Below are 14240 nucleotides of genomic sequence, written 5' to 3' on the forward strand. Positions count from 1 at the left end.
AGTTCTCAAAGAACACACGCACACACTTCTACCAACAACATGTCGTCGGGGTTTCGGTGAGGCAAGGGTTCAAACTTAGCTCAGCCAACCGGCCGGAAGCAAATCCGATCCGAGTTCTGCTGAACACGCAATCAGTCAGGCGCTCATCGTACTACCTCGTGTCCCGGCCGCTGGGCGGCTGAGTCGGTGTCCGTGTCGCTCTGACTGGAATAAAGTTACGTGCCGACAAACACGAAGTCAAATCGCCTGGAAAATCCGGCATTTCCCCAGGTCACGAGAACATCCTACCCACGGTTGAAGGCCGGCGCTCGTCGGCGAACATCACGAGCGACGACTACAAACAACGCCGCCCCGGTGACCGGGGCGGCGTTGTCGAATGGATCAGGACAGCTCAGACGCGGTTCGGTCGCCAGGTGGCCACCGCCCAGATCACCACGATGTCGACGGCGATGATCAGGATCGACCACCACGGGTAGTAGGGCAGCCACAGGAAATTGGCGATGATCGACAATGCCGCGATCACCATCGCCGCTACCCGGCCCCACGTCTGACCGGCCAGCAGGCCGATCGCGACGATCACCGCGATAGCGCCGAGAACGATGTGCCACCAGCCCCAGCTGGTGATGTCGAACTGGTAGATGTACTCCGGTCCGACGACGATGAGGTCGTCCTTGGCGACCGCGGAGATTCCCTGGAGAATCTGCAGAACACCGACAACGGCCAGCAGGATGCCAGCGCCGATGGAGGTTCCTGCCGCAATTCCGTCGCGCAGGTGGTGCTGATTCGTGTCTGTCATCGCTGGGCCTTCCCATGAGGTCAACGCCACGTGCCACCACGGCACACGACAACGGTAGGAAACCCGGCGTGTCGCGCGCCTCACCCGTTGCGGGTGAACTCCCCTACCCGACGCGACACCGGTCGCAGGGTCTTGCCGAGGTCGGTGCGCAGGGTGATCAGCGCGTCGAGCAGGTAGTTCTGCCTGACCCGCCATGGATGACGGTCGCCCTGACGTGGGAAGGCAGCGATCGAGCGCAGGACGTAGCCGGCGTTCAGATCGAGTAGCGGGCGCTCGGCGAGCGAGCCCTTCGGCTCGGGGACGACCGCGGCGCTACCGGTGCGGTCCAGGTGGGTGAGGACTTTGCAGACCAGACGGGAGGTGAGGTCGGCGCGCAGGGTCCACGACGCGTTGGTGTAGCCGACGCAGATGGCGAAGTTGGGCAGGCCGGTGAGCATGGCGCCCTGCCAGACGAACTGATCGGCCAGCGGAACGGGGGTGCCGTCCACTGAAGGCGCGATGCCGCCGAACGCCAACAGGCGCAGGCCCGTGGCGGTGACCACGATGTCGGCGGGCAGCGTCTCCCCCGAGACCAGGCGGATCCCCGACGGGACGAAGGCGTCGATGTGGTCGGTGACCACCGAGGCTTTGCCCTTTTTCATCGCCTTGAAGAAGTCGGCGTCGGGAGCGGCGCACAGGCGCTGGTCCCACGGGTCGTAGTCGGGCGTGAAGTGTTCGGCGACGAGCCTGTCGTCTTTGAGGATGCGCGCGGTGAGGTCGGTGAGCAGTTTGCGCGCGGCGGCGGGGCGACGGCGGCAGAACTGGTAGAAACCGATGTTGAACAGGATGTTCTTGGTTCGGATGAGCCGGTGAGCGAGGCCGGCGGGGAGCAGTTTACGGAGCTTGTCGGCGTGCTTGTCGCGGCCGGGGACGGGGCTGATCCAGGTGGGGCTGCGCTGCAGCATGGTGACGTGTGCGGCGTCGGCGGCGAGGTTGGGCACCAAGGTGACGGCCGTGGCGCCGCTGCCGATCACGACGATGCGCTTGTCGCTGGTGTCGAGGTCGGCGGGCCAGAACTGTGGGTGCACCACGGTGCCCGCGAAGTCGTCGCGGCCGGGGAACTCGGGGGCGTGCGGCTGCTGGTAGTCGTAGTAGCCGGCGCAGGCGTAGAGGAAACCGCAGGTCAGGGTGCTCAGTTCGGGGCCGTCGGGGCCCTCGTGGGCGATGGTGAGTTGCCAGTGGGCCTGCGCCGATGACCAATCCGCGCCGATCACCCGGGAACCGAAGCGAATGCGCCGATCGATGCCGTTCTCCTGCGCGGTCTCGCGGATGTAGTCCAGGATCGCGGAGCCGTCGGCGATGGAGCGGGCCGCGCGCCACGGCTTGAACGGGTAGCCGAGGGTGAACATGTCCGAATCCGAGCGGATGCCCGGGTAGCGGAACAGGTCCCAGGTGCCGCCGAGGTCGGCGCGCGCCTCGAGGACGGCGTAGCTGCGATGCGGGTGCTCGGTCTGCAGCCGGTAAGCGGCCCCGATGCCGGACAACCCGGCGCCGACGATGACGACGTCGAGGTGTTCGGGGGCAACGGCGGTGTCGGTCATGGGCTCCAGTGTGCCTGCCCTGCGACCGCGACAGAAGGGCGTGTGCCCGGTCGACAGCGGACCGGCGGCCATCGTCGAGGTTTCGGTATCGTCGGAGCCGTGTCGATCTTTCGGCGTGCGGGATGGTTGCTCGTCGGCGCACTGGTCATCGTGCTGGCTGCCGCGTTCGCTGGATGGCCGGTCTTCGTGCACCCCCAGGTCGACCCGTTGCGGCCCGCGGACGTGATCGTGGTGCTCGGTGGCACCGCCTACGAACGGTTCGACCTCGGCATCGAACTCGCCGAGCGCGGCCTCGCCCCCGAGGTGCTGATCTCGCAGTCCACCGGACCCGACGATCCGATGATGGACAAGTACTGCGGCGGCCGATTCGCCTTCCGGGTCTCGTGTTTCGTGCCCGACCCGTGGACCACCGACGGTGAGGCGCGCGAAATCGTCCGGCGCGCAAATATCTACGGATGGCGCCACATCATCGTGGTCACCTTCACGCCACATGTGTCGCGGGCGAGATACATCGTCGAGAAGTGCTACGACGGCGAGATCACCATGGTCGCCAGCCCGTCGGATTCCGGGCCGGAGTTCTGGACGTGGATGTATGTGCGCCAATCCGCTGGGTACATCAGAGCTTTCGTCAATCAGCATTGCGAGACCGACTGACACACGGTGGTCCGGCTCCTACAGTGAAACCAGCACTTCGGGGGCAGCGCTGGTGAGAGGACCGCCGATGCTTGTGGAGGATCTGCGCACCGTCGGCGACGACGCGCTGCGCACCCAGATCTGCGTCATCGGGTCGGGCCCCGCGGGACTGACGGTGGCCACCGAACTCGCCGCCGCCGGACTGCGAGTGCTGGTGCTGGAAAGTGGCGGGCACGAGATCACCGCGGACGAACCAGCATTCGCCGCGATGGAAAGCATCGGCGCTGCGCGTGCGGAACAACACCGGATCGCGGGAAACCGAGTGCTCGGCGGGAGCTCACACAGCTGGGCCGGACGTTGCGGCGTGCTCGACGACCTCGACTTCGCCCATCGGCCCTGGGTCGCCCGGTCCGGCTGGCCGATCGACGCGGGCGCGCTGCGGCCCTATGCCGAACGTGCCGCCGCGCATGCCGGGCTCGGGCACGGCACCGGCTTCACCGACAACGAGTTCTGGGCCATGGCCGGGCGGCGAGCACCGGCCGACGCGCTCGACACCGCCTCGTTGCGCCCCTACTTCTGGCAGATCAGCCGCGACCCGACCAACCGGTTCGACTGCAAACGATGGGGTCCGCACGTGCGCGACATCGTCGCGCCGACAGCTCGGGTGCTGGTGAACGCGACGGTCACCCATATCGACACCGATGCCACCGGCGCGCATGTGAATTCGGTCGAGGTGACCGGTGCGGGCGGGCGCGTGCGCACCGTCGAGGCACGGATGTTCGTGCTGGCCGCGGGTGGAATCGCCACGCCACGGCTGCTGCTGGCCTCGCGGCGCACCGTCGCCGGTGGGATCGGGAATCGGTACGACCAGGTCGGGCGGTACCTGATGGATCACCGCTGCGGGGTGGTGGCGACACTGCGCACCGCGGAGGCCGGGGCGGCGCTCGACCGGTTCGGCAAGTACGTGGTCAAGAGTGTGCGGGGCCGCCACACCTATCTGCACGGCATGGCGCTGTCGTCCGCGCTGCAACGGCGCGAGTCGCTGGTGAACTGTGCGCTGTGGTTGCAGGAGGTCACCGCCGACGACGATCCGTGGGCCTCGGTGAAGCGGTTCTTGCGCGGACGGGCTCACTGGCAGGACCTGCTGATCATGCTGTCCGACACCGGGCTTCTGCTCGACGGTGCGCGGCGCAGGTTGGTCGACAGTGTCGGGGTACCGCATCGACTGGCCTGCGTCGAGGTGCGGGCGATGGTGGAGCAGACCCCGAACGCCGACAGTAGGGTCCGGCTTTCGACGCGGACTGATCCGATGGGAATCCCACTGCCGCAAGTGGATTGGCGGACGAGTGAGCAGGAGGATCGAACGGTGCGCCGGGCTACGGCATTGCTCGTGGGTGAGTTCGCCCGGCTCGGGTTGCCGACGCCGCAGGTGGTTCCCGCGGCGCTGCCCGACAGCACCGATCCCCTGCCGCTCACCGACTGGGCGCATCCCTGCGGGACCACCCGGATGTCGGCCGATCCCCGGCACGGCGTCGTGGACCAGCACTGCCGGGTGCACGGGGTGGACAACCTCTACATCGCCGGTAGTTCGGTGTTTCCGACGAACGGGCACGTCAATCCGACGCTGACCGTGATCGCGCTCGCTGTGCGACTGGCCGACACGCTGCGCGCGGGGCTGGTGGCCGCTCCCGATTAGGCTGGGCCGGTGCCGGACTCGTCATCGACCAGCCATCCCCACGAACCACATACCGAGGGCCTCGCGTCGCGGTTGAACTGGCTGCGCGCCGGGGTGCTCGGCGCAAACGACGGCATCGTCTCCACCGCCGGGCTCGTCGTCGGTGTGGCCGCGACCACGAACAATGCCCAGACGATCCTCACCGCGGGTATCGCGGGACTGGTCGCCGGTGCGATCTCGATGGCCGCGGGCGAATACGTGTCGGTGAGCACCCAGCGGGATTCGGAGAAGGCGCTGCTGGCCGAGGAACGCCGCGAATTGGCCGACGAGCCCGATTTCGAACTGGCCGAACTGGCCGAGATCTACGAGCAGAAGGGCCTCAGCCCGGCCACCGCGCGCGTCGTGGCCGCCGAGCTCACCGCCCACGACGCGTTCACCGCGCACGCCGAGGCCGAACTCGGCATCGACCCGCGCTCGCTCACCAACCCGTGGGCGGCCGCGATCTCCTCGGCGATCGCGTTCACCTGCGGTGCGCTGCTGCCCTTGCTGGCGATCGTGTTGCCGCCCACCGCATGGCGGGTGCCGGTGACCTTCGCCGCGGTGCTGATCGCGCTGGCGATCACCGGCTCGGTGAGTGCCCGCCTCGGCGGCGGCAACCGCGGACGAGCGGTGGTCCGCGTGGTCGTCGGCGGAGCGCTGGCAATGGCGATCACCTACGGAATCGGCGCCCTCACCGACTCCCTGAGTTCCGGCTGAGCTCCAACCAGACCGACCGCTGAATTGCCTCGGCACCCGCACACCCAGCGAATCCGCAAACCGCCATGTATGCGCCTACCAACTAAGGTCAGACCACGAATCCGTGAACCCGGCCGTGTATGCGCCTTCCAAAAAAACAAGGTCAGACCACGAATCCGTGAACTACCCGGATCTGCGCACTCAGTGCATCGGGCCGAGGTCGAGGCGGCGGGTGACCCGATCGACGACATCCGGGGGCATGCCGGGTTCGCGGCGGGCGGTTTGGGCCTCGCGGCGGCCCGCTTCGGTGACGGCGGCGCGGACCGCGCGCATCTGCGAGGCGAGTTTTCGTTCCTTGTCCAGAGCGGCCTTGGCGTCGGCGTCGGCCGCTTCGGGATCGGCCTTGGCGGACAGCCGACGCAACAGGGCCTTGAGGTCGTCGTAGACGTCTTCGGGGAGGTTGTCGCGGGCGGCGATCGCTTTGAGTTCGGCGAGTTCGGCATTCACGACCCTGGTCCAGAGGGCCTGTTCGACGGCGCGTTCGTGCCGGGTGTCGGCGTGGACGCCGGTGAGGCGGACTACCAGCGGGAGTGTCGGGCCCTGGACGAGCAGGGTGAACAGCACGACCGCGAACGCGATGAACAGGATTTCCGAGCGGGCCGGGAAGTCGGCGCCGGTGTCGAGGGTGAACGGCACGGCCAGTGCCAGCGCCACCGTGGCGACGCCGCGCATTCCGGCCCACCAGGTGACGATGACCTCGCGCCAGGTGAACGGTTCGTCGGTGTAGGGCAGTTTGCTACTGATCGCCCAGGTGGCCATCAGCCAGGCCAGGCGCAATCCCACGACGACCACGATCACCGCGACGGTGACCCCGGCCAGCCCCGGCCAATTGTGGCCGGTGGTTTCGATGACCACCCGCAGTTCCAGCCCGATCAGGGCGAAGGCGAAACCGGTGATGAGCATTTCGGTGATGTCCCAGAACGAGTCGGCGACCAGGCGATAGTCACGGTCGCCGATCTCGGTCACGGCATCGGTGAGATACAGCGCGCAGACCAGCACGGCAAGGACCGCCGAGCCCTCCCAGTGTTCGGCGATGCCGTAGGCGGCGAAGGGCAGCAGCAGGCTCAGGGCAACCTGGCCGGTGGCGGTGTCGAGGTGCTTGGTGAGCGTGCTGCCGAGCCAGCCGAGCACCAGTCCGACGACCAGCCCGACCACCGCGGCGATCGCGAAGTCGGCGAGCGCGTGCCACGGGCTGAACAGGCCGGTCATCACCACCTGGAGACCGACGGTGTAGATGACGATCGCGGTGACGTCGTTGAACAGACCTTCGCCACCCAGCGTGACGATCAGTCGGCGTGGCAGACCGAGGCGGCCCGCCATCGACGTGGCCGCCACCGGGTCCGGCGGCGCGACGAGGGCGCCGAGCACCACGGCCGCGGCGACGGCGGTACCAGGACTCCAGGCATGGAAGACCGCGGCGACCGCGATCGCGGTGACTATCACGAGGCCGACCGCGCGCAACGCGATGATCTGCCAGTTCTCCGCGAACTGCCGCCACGAGGTGCGGCGGGCGGCGGCGTAGAGCAGCGGCGGCAGGACCAGCGGCAGGATCAACTCGGGCGGGATGCTCAGGCTCGGCACGGCCGGAATCAGGGCGAGCAGGCAGCCGAACAGGGTCATCAGGATCGAGGGCGCCAGACCGATGCGCGCACCGAGGGGTTCGGCGAGTACGGCCGCGAGCAGGATCACCAGAGTCAGCACCAACTGGTCCATAGCTGACCAGTCTCACCGACATCGACGGTGCGCGGGCATCGACCCGCCGCCGGTCAGGGGGTCGAACGGCTGACTCGACTCACCCGCGCGACGCACCGGAGACCCGGTCCACATCGACGGCGCGGTGCGATCGCAGATCAGGGCCGGACGGCTGCCGCCGGTGGGAGCAGGATCGGCGGAAGGGGGAACGGGAGTTGCAGGACAGGGGGCGGCGGAGGTGGTGGAGGCGGCGCCGGGGCGGGTTCGGGTTCGAAGACCGGCGGCGGCTCGGGCGGGGGCGGCGGCTCGTAGACAGGCGGCTCGTAGACAGGCGGCGGGGGCGGCTCGAATGCGGGCGGCGGCGCAGGCTCCTCCACGGGCACGGGCCCGGGGGCGGGTTCGGTTCCGGGCGGCGGGGGCGGCGGAGGCGGCCCGGGGGCCGCTGTCGGGGGCAGGGCGTCGGGGGTGGTCACCGTGCATTGCCATTGGCCGTCGTCGTGGACGCGCCAGTGCGCGACGATGCCACCGGCCGAGCAGTTCCCGCCGACTCGCCTGGCCGGCCACGGGGGCGCGAATTTCTGGTCCTGGTCGGCGGCTTCCCGATCGGAACCGGCGATCGGGAGACCGTTGGCGTCGGATCCCATCGGGTTCACCGACGGGTTGTCGTCACCCTGGTCGGCGCGCAGCAACAGACCGAGCGCACCCACCAGTGCGAGTATCGCGGCGAGTACCGCCGCGATCGCGATCATTCGAGTACTGCTGCCGGTCCGAGCTTCCGGACCCTCGCTGCTCTCTGCCATCGCACCGCCTCCACCGCGGACCAGGTCCCCCGTCCAGCAGGCTACCGCACGGTTGCTCGCAGGCCACTCGGCTCGGCCGAACAACCACTGGCCAGGGCAGATACCTATATACGATGGTTGCCAGATGTTTACTTGATCGCGACCCGCACCTTCACCGCGTCGGCGTCGGTGTTGTGCAGCGCCTGGGTGATCAGCGCGCTCAGATCGAGCTGCGGAGCGGTCGCGGTGACCGATTCGGTGAGCGGGCGCAGCCCGGGCAGTAGCGCGGAGAGCTCGGGGCCGAGCTCGTTCAGCTTGGCGGTGAGTTGCTCGAGCAACGGCACCAATCCGCCCTCGCGCAGGTACATCTGCGGATCACCCTCGGTGGCCCGGCCGACCGATTCGACGAACTGATCGATCACCTGACTCAACCGGATGAAGGCGGGCGCGGCCGCGGAGGTGGCCGGGCCTGCCCAGCCGATGTCGCCGGAGACGTACTCGAAGTTGTTCTGCAGCTCGCCGATCGCCGGGGCGCGACTCATGAGCGCCGCGGCGAGCAGGTCGCCTGCCCTTGCCAGCTCCGGGACCACGTTCTCGGTGCCGACCATCGCCGTGCCGAGCGTGTCGACCAGAGAGCCGACGACCGCGGGGTCGAGTTGCTCGACGGTCTTGGTGACCAGCCGTGCGACCTCGGGGATCGACATCGGGGTGCGCACGTTCTCGCCGGAAAGGCGTTGCCCGTCGATGAGATAGGGACCGTTGGCGTCGCGCGGCACGAACTGCACGTACGGCTCACCGAGCGAGGACAGGTGCTCGATGGTGACGACACTGCTCATCGGCACCTTGTGATCGGCGCCGAACCGGAATCCGACCTGGACGCGACCGCTCGCCGAGGTGTCGACGCCGGTGACCTCGCCGATCTCGATGCCGGTGAGCAGGATCGGCGAACCGACGCTGAGGCCACCGGAATTCGCGATCTCGATCGAGGCCGCGGTGTAGTCGGCGAACGGGTCGACGCGCACCACCCCGAAGGTGAGGTAGCTCGCACCGAGCACGGTGATGGCGGCGATGCCGCCGAGTGAGGCCAGTGCACCGATCTTCATCGCACCATTCCGATCATCCGCAGCGCGGTGACGATCTGCGCCAGCTGGTCTTGTTCGGACACCTCGACACCGGTGACGTTCACCTTCGGTCCGCGCTCGGCGAAGGGAATGATCTTGTCGCGCAACAGGGCTGTGAGCAGTGCCATGTTGGTCGAGGAGCGCAGGTCGGCCGAGCCGCCGGTGGCCAGCGGGAGGAACGCGGTCGCGGCGGCGTCACCGGAGCTCGCGATCGGAGCCAGCCAGGTGAGCGAGGAACCGACCGGACCGAGCGCGGCGAAGATCTTCATGGTCTTGGCGATCGAGTCCTGCGTACCCGTGAGCGAGGCGACGGCCTCGGGGGTGAGGATGTCGGTGAGCGCTTGTTCGGTGTCGTCGTGCAGGATCGTCGCATTGCGGGACAGGCCGTTGACCAGCAGGTCGACCTGGTCCAGATTCGCGGCCAGGTCGGCGGCGTCAGCGCCCATCACCGCTGAGATGCGCGCGGTTTCCTTGGGATCCTGTGGCATCACCGAGTTGATCCGGCCGAGCATCTCCTGCAGCTGACCGATCGCCCCGCCCTGGACGAACAGGGCCATGGTGGCCATCGTGTCCTCCAGTTGCACAGGCGGTTTCGTGCGTTCGATCGGGATCGTGCCGCCGTCGCGCAGCAGCTCGCCGAAACCGTCCTTCGGGGTGGTGAGCGAGAGGTGGATATCGCCGAGGATGGTGTCCTGACGCAGTTCGGCGATGGACTTCGTCGGCAACTGCACGGTGTCGAGGATGTCGGCCTCGACGATGACGTAACCGCCGCGACCGGCGGGGGCGTCGGCGGGCTGGACCACGCGCACCCCGTCGACGATGCCGATCTCGGCGCCGTTGGCGATCACCTTCGACTTCGCGGGCAGGTTCAGCGCGCTGCTGAACTCGATCTGCACGCGGTAGGTCGAACCGCTGACAGTCGAGCCGGGCACCGGCACCTCGGCGGGGTCGAAACCACAGCCGCCGACCGCGAGCCCGGCCGCGATCACCAGTGCGACCGCACTGCGCCGCACCATCTTTCGAGTGTTCATCGAGCACCTGCCATTCCCAGCACGACCTGCACGAGATTCACATCGGCCAGTCCCTGCGCCGGATCGGGGCACTGCCCCGGGATCAGCTCGTTCACCGCGCCGCACACCTGGTCGGCCGCACCGGCAGGGAGGGCGACCTTCGGCGGCGCGTAGGTGATCGCGGTGCCGCCCGCGGGATCGGTGGCGCTCCGGAAGGCGGAGGCGAGCGCGGGCATCTTCGCCACGATCTCACTCAGCGATCCGACGTTGGCGCGCAACAACTTCACCAGCGGGACCGTGTCGTCGAGCGCGCCGATCAGCGGGTCACCGAGGATGACGGCGATGTCGTTGAGCATCGGCAACACCTCGCCGAGACCGTCGAACAGCGACGTGGCCGGGATGAGCAGGTCGTCGGAGGCCATGTTGAGCAGCGGCGCCAGGCGGACCAGCATCGTCTGCAGGTCACCCCAGTTGGCGGCGACCCGGTTCGACACCGAGGCGAACGCGTCGAAAAGGCTTGCGAGATGGCCGATGTCTGCGTCGGGCTTGGTCATCGCCGAACCGAGCTTGTGGATGAGTTCGTTGACCGTGGGGCCGGTGCCCTCGGTCGCACGGTTGAGCGAGGACAGGCCGTCGGACAGGGCACTCGGCTCCCCCGCGGCGCCGCCGGAGAGCTGATCGGACAGGCTCGCCAGCGCCGTGAGCGTTTCGGTGATGCTCTTGGGGGTCAGGGTTTTGGTGATGCAGCCACCCGCCAGCGGGGGCGCGGTCTTGCCGCTGGTGAGCACCGCCAGATTGCGGTCCGCCGCGACCGAGTACGCGACCGTGGTGGCGGAAGCATCCGAGTAGACCGGGAATTCGGCGTCGACCTCGAATTCGACGCGCACCTTGGCGCCCTCGTTGCGCACCGCGGTCACCTCGCCCACATCCATGCCGCGCATGGTGACGTGGTTGCCGGGGTACAGGCCGATCGCGTCGGGCATGAGCGCGCAATAGGATTCGGTCTTCTTCAGCGGATCGAAGGCGACGAAGTAGCCGCCGGTCACCAGCGCCACGAGCACCGCGACACCGGCGATCGACATGAACGCCTGGGATCCGAGCAGTCGTTTCAGCATCAGCACGCCTTCCCGGGCAGCGGTACGCACACGCGGGCGCCCGACTGGTCGACCACCACACCGGCTTCGGGGGTCGCCAGCTGCGACAACTTCGTCTGCAGGGCACCGACGGTCCCGATGACAGGCTCGAGCCGGCCGCCGAGTTCCTGCAGGCGAGGCAGGGTGTCGGCCAGGGCCTGCACCTGCGGTTTCAGAGTCGATTCCCAGGTCGGAGTGAGGCCGGCCAGACGATTCACTACGGAGGTGAGCAACCGAACCGCTTCGGCCAGTTCGGCTTTCTTACTCAGTAGCAGATCTTCGAGAAGGTTGACGTTGTCCATCAGCCTGCCCAGATCGGACTTGGCGCCGTCGTACATGGAGATGTACTCGTCGACGACCGCGATCGACTTCGACACCTGGCTGCGCTGACGATCGAGCATGTCGACGTACTTACCGACGGTGTCCAGCGTGGTGCGCAGCGCCTCCGGCGAGGTCGCGATCGCGGAGTTCGCGGCGGCCAGGTTGTTACGCACGGTATCGCCGTCGATGGCGGCCAGCGGGGCGGTGGCGTCCTGGAAGGTCTCGATCAGGCTGTAGGGCAAGCGGATTCGATCGGAGGGAATCGCCTTGTCCCCCAGCGGGGCCGTGCCTGCCGGGTAGAGCGCGACGTAGTGGCCGCCGACCACGGTGAGCATGCGGACATCGAGGGAGGTCTTGTCGCCGACGAACACCTCGTTGTCGACAGTGAACTGCATGAGGACCTTGTCGGGCTTCAGCTCCAGGGAGGTGACGCTGCCGACCGAGATGCCCGCCAGGCGCACGTCGTCGCCCTCGCGCACCGACTGCGCTTCGCTGAGCTCGGCGGTGTAGGTGTGCTTGCCCAGCGGCACCACGTAGACCACGCCCGCGGCGATGATGAACAGCACGACCAGGCTCAGGCCGATGATCCCCATCCGCAGTTCCCGTGCGCGTTTGCCCGCTTCATCGGGGATCGGGCGATCACCGGCGAACATCCCGGTGAGCTTCTTCAGCGGTTGCATACGGTGACCTTCTGTCCGGCGATCAGCACCTGCAGCGGCGCGGGCACCTCGGCGGCGCCATTGCTGCAGTGCGGCGTGAAGTCGGCGAAACCGCGCGAGAGCGAGGCGTCGACCGTGGCCAGCAGACCGGGGAGCTTGCCGAATACCTCGACAGCTTCCTGTGGATTCGGGAAAAGCCCGCGGATCATCGCGTCGACATCGGCGCCGCCGCCTTCGACCAGGCCGAGCGAAGCGAGCAACCGGTCCACCGGAGCGAGCACCGAGGGCGCGGTCATCGCGAACTGCGCGACGCCGCCGATATTGCGCTGCATCGCCTCGAAGACATCGGTGAGCCGAGCCAGCAGCGGCAGCAGGTACCCGACCCGACCGCCGTGCCGGTCGCCCATGTCGGACAGGTTGCGGATCAGGGTGCCGATCACCTGCTGACGATCGTCGGCGTAGTTCGCGAGCTGGTCGATCGCGGTCAGCGCGGGACCGAGGCCGGTGCCGTCACCCTCGATGACGGCGAGCATGCTCGCGGTGAACTGGTTGATCGCTTCCGGCGACAGCGTGGCGAGCACCGGCTTGAGGCCGCTGAACAGGCTCGTCACGTCGAAGGACGGGACGGTCATGTTCGCGCCGATCCTGGCGTTCGCCGCGATGGCCTTACCGGGGTTCGGCGCCTGCTGCAGGTCGATATAGCGCTGGCCGGTGAGGTTCTGGTAGCGGATGGCCAGCTTGGAGTTGTCGTAGATCGGGGTGTCGGTCTTGACCGTGATCGCGACCTTGGCCTTGTCGCCTTCGAGGCTGATCTTCTCGATCTTGCCCACCTGCACGCCGAACATCCGCACGTCGTTGCCGACCTTGAGGCCGTTGGCGTCGGTGAACAGCGCGTCGTGGGCGAAGGTGTCGCCGTCGACAGGACGCTTGATCAGGGTGAACACGAGCCCGAGGACGGTGATCATCACCAGGGTGAAGGCGCCCAGGCGCAGCGCGGTTCCGCGAATCTTCATCGCCCACCGGCCTTTCCGAACAGCGGCACCGCGATGCCGGGGACACCGCTGAGCTCGACGTCGAGGTTGAGGACAGGACCGTTCGGGCTGTCGGGCATGGCGCCGCGCAGGTTGTGCAGCAGGGCGGTGAGATCGGCACCGGTACTGCGCGGGTTCGGCGACATCTGAGCCAGCGCGAGCAGCATCGGAGCGAGCATGTCGGTGGTCTCGGCGAAGTGGCCGCCCGCGGTACTCAGCGTGGTGGTCAGCGCGGGCAGGATGCTGCCGCCGATCACCCCGACGCCGATGTCGTAGCGCTCCTTGTCGACCTGGGTGACCCGGATCTCGCTGAGCCGGTCGATCACTTTCATGGTGGCGCCCGCGAACTCACCGCCGCCGTCGAAGGCGGGGCCGAGCTTGCCGAACAGCTCCGAGGGCATCACGTCCTGGTTGTCGGCGATGGTCTTCGCGACCGTGATCAGGGCCTGCACCAGCGGGGTGAAGGCCTTGAAGTCGGCGGCCAGCTGGGAGATGACGGTCGCCATCTGCGGGCTGGTGACGGTCATGCCGACCTGCGAGAGGCTGCGCAGGATCGCGCTCATCGTGGCGTCGTAGACCCGGTCGCCGTTGTTGCCGGTGAGGTCGAGGACCGCGCCCTCACGCAGCGGCGAACCGCCCGCGCCACGGCGCAATTCGATCTCGGCGATGCCGAACAGATTGGTCGGGGCGTAGTCGATCGCGAGGCTGTCGTCGATGCCGACCAGGCGCTGCGAGTCGAGCAGCAGCGAGATCTGCTGGGTGCCGCGCGCGCCGGGGGTCACCTCGGCGACCTCGCCGACCGTCACGCCGTCGACGCGGACCTGACTGCCCGCGCTGATGCCGTCACCGAGATGTTCGGTGTGCAGGGCGATACGCAGGCCGTCTTCGGTGCGCAGGTTGTTGTAGGCGACAGTTCCGAGCAAGACCGCCGTGATCAGTCCGAGGATGATCGCGCCGGTCGTGCGCGCGCTGCGCCGATCGGCCGCGACGCCCGGCATTCCGTAGTTAGGCATAG

The 14240-nt window shown here is 68.0% G+C and carries 13 protein-coding genes; 3 read left to right on the top strand and 10 right to left on the bottom strand.

Annotation, left to right across the window (positions count from 1 at the left end; translation table 11 throughout):
* Window positions 1–391: 391 nt before the first annotated feature.
* Both IBJ82_RS33635 and IBJ82_RS33640 read right to left on the bottom strand, forming a co-directional pair.
* Window positions 392–796: a hypothetical protein gene (locus IBJ82_RS33635; protein ID WP_194830029.1), complete on the bottom strand. Its 405-nt coding sequence runs from the start codon at window positions 794–796 to the stop codon at window positions 392–394.
* Between the two features lie 80 nt (window positions 797–876).
* Window positions 877–2376, bottom strand: coding sequence for an NAD(P)/FAD-dependent oxidoreductase (locus IBJ82_RS33640; RefSeq protein ID WP_194830030.1), 1500 nt, complete (start codon window positions 2374–2376; stop codon window positions 877–879).
* Window positions 2377–2475: 99 nt separating this feature from the next.
* On the opposite strand from IBJ82_RS33640, the gene IBJ82_RS33645 reads away from it, so the two are divergent.
* From IBJ82_RS33645 to IBJ82_RS33655, 3 genes are all read left to right on the top strand, one after another.
* A complete protein-coding gene (locus IBJ82_RS33645; protein ID WP_194830031.1) occupies window positions 2476–3030 on the top strand; it encodes a YdcF family protein in 555 nt (184 codons plus the stop codon).
* 67 nt (window positions 3031–3097) lie between these two features.
* Window positions 3098–4705: a GMC family oxidoreductase gene (locus IBJ82_RS33650; protein WP_194830032.1), complete on the top strand. Its 1608-nt coding sequence runs from the start codon at window positions 3098–3100 to the stop codon at window positions 4703–4705.
* 9 nt (window positions 4706–4714) lie between these two features.
* Window positions 4715–5440 (top strand): VIT family protein, encoded by a 726-nt coding sequence (locus IBJ82_RS33655; RefSeq protein ID WP_194830033.1) that lies wholly within the window; start codon window positions 4715–4717, stop codon window positions 5438–5440.
* Between the two features lie 180 nt (window positions 5441–5620).
* Here IBJ82_RS33655 and IBJ82_RS33660 read toward each other — a convergent pair whose 3' ends face one another.
* The 8 genes from IBJ82_RS33660 to IBJ82_RS33695 all read right to left on the bottom strand — a co-directional run bounded on the left by IBJ82_RS33660 (window position 5621) and on the right by IBJ82_RS33695 (window position 14238).
* Window positions 5621–7192, bottom strand: coding sequence for a Na+/H+ antiporter (locus IBJ82_RS33660; RefSeq protein WP_194830034.1), 1572 nt, complete (start codon window positions 7190–7192; stop codon window positions 5621–5623).
* 137 nt (window positions 7193–7329) lie between these two features.
* The gene (locus tag IBJ82_RS33665) at window positions 7330–7971 is read right to left on the bottom strand and encodes a hypothetical protein (RefSeq protein ID WP_194830035.1); all 642 of its coding nucleotides are present in this window, start codon (window positions 7969–7971) and stop codon (window positions 7330–7332) included.
* A gap of 128 nt (window positions 7972–8099) precedes the next feature.
* Window positions 8100–9053 (bottom strand): MlaD family protein, encoded by a 954-nt coding sequence (locus IBJ82_RS33670; RefSeq protein ID WP_194830036.1) that lies wholly within the window; start codon window positions 9051–9053, stop codon window positions 8100–8102.
* Window positions 9050–10102, bottom strand: a complete 1053-nt coding sequence (locus IBJ82_RS33675; RefSeq protein ID WP_194830037.1) for an MlaD family protein — start codon at window positions 10100–10102, stop codon at window positions 9050–9052. Before IBJ82_RS33675 ends, IBJ82_RS33670 begins: the two co-directional genes overlap by 4 nt.
* A complete protein-coding gene (locus IBJ82_RS33680; RefSeq protein WP_194830038.1) occupies window positions 10099–11196 on the bottom strand; it encodes an MlaD family protein in 1098 nt (365 codons plus the stop codon). Before IBJ82_RS33680 ends, IBJ82_RS33675 begins: the two co-directional genes overlap by 4 nt.
* Window positions 11196–12215: an MlaD family protein gene (locus tag IBJ82_RS33685; protein ID WP_194830039.1), complete on the bottom strand. Its 1020-nt coding sequence runs from the start codon at window positions 12213–12215 to the stop codon at window positions 11196–11198. The genes IBJ82_RS33680 and IBJ82_RS33685 overlap by 1 nt, the downstream gene beginning before the upstream one ends.
* Window positions 12203–13207, bottom strand: coding sequence for an MlaD family protein (locus IBJ82_RS33690; protein WP_194830040.1), 1005 nt, complete (start codon window positions 13205–13207; stop codon window positions 12203–12205). The genes IBJ82_RS33685 and IBJ82_RS33690 overlap by 13 nt, the downstream gene beginning before the upstream one ends.
* Window positions 13204–14238, bottom strand: coding sequence for an MlaD family protein (locus IBJ82_RS33695; protein WP_228538066.1), 1035 nt, complete (start codon window positions 14236–14238; stop codon window positions 13204–13206). The genes IBJ82_RS33690 and IBJ82_RS33695 overlap by 4 nt, the downstream gene beginning before the upstream one ends.
* Window positions 14239–14240 lie beyond the last annotated feature (2 nt).

It is taken from the genome of Nocardia sp. XZ_19_231 (genome assembly GCF_015355705.1).
GTDB classification, from domain to species: Bacteria; Actinomycetota; Actinomycetes; order Mycobacteriales; family Mycobacteriaceae; genus Nocardia; species Nocardia salmonicida.

Bases quoted from the DNA above. Each gene is read 5' to 3' on its own strand.
- IBJ82_RS33635 (WP_194830029.1), bottom strand. From the start codon at position 796: ATGACAGACACGAATCAGCACCACCTGCGCGACGGAATTGCGGCAGGA.
- IBJ82_RS33640 (WP_194830030.1), bottom strand. From the start codon at position 2,376: ATGACCGACACCGCCGTTGCCCCCGAACACCTCGACGTCGTCATCGTC.
- IBJ82_RS33650 (WP_194830032.1), top strand. From the start codon at position 3,098: ATGCTTGTGGAGGATCTGCGCACCGTCGGCGACGACGCGCTGCGCACC.
- IBJ82_RS33660 (WP_194830034.1), bottom strand. From the start codon at position 7,192: ATGGACCAGTTGGTGCTGACTCTGGTGATCCTGCTCGCGGCCGTACTC.
- IBJ82_RS33665 (WP_194830035.1), bottom strand. From the start codon at position 7,971: ATGGCAGAGAGCAGCGAGGGTCCGGAAGCTCGGACCGGCAGCAGTACT.
- IBJ82_RS33670 (WP_194830036.1), bottom strand. From the start codon at position 9,053: ATGAAGATCGGTGCACTGGCCTCACTCGGCGGCATCGCCGCCATCACC.
- IBJ82_RS33675 (WP_194830037.1), bottom strand. From the start codon at position 10,102: ATGAACACTCGAAAGATGGTGCGGCGCAGTGCGGTCGCACTGGTGATC.
- IBJ82_RS33680 (WP_194830038.1), bottom strand. From the start codon at position 11,196: ATGCTGAAACGACTGCTCGGATCCCAGGCGTTCATGTCGATCGCCGGT.
- IBJ82_RS33685 (WP_194830039.1), bottom strand. From the start codon at position 12,215: ATGCAACCGCTGAAGAAGCTCACCGGGATGTTCGCCGGTGATCGCCCG.
- IBJ82_RS33690 (WP_194830040.1), bottom strand. From the start codon at position 13,207: ATGAAGATTCGCGGAACCGCGCTGCGCCTGGGCGCCTTCACCCTGGTG.
- IBJ82_RS33695 (WP_228538066.1), bottom strand. From the start codon at position 14,238: ATGCCTAACTACGGAATGCCGGGCGTCGCGGCCGATCGGCGCAGCGCG.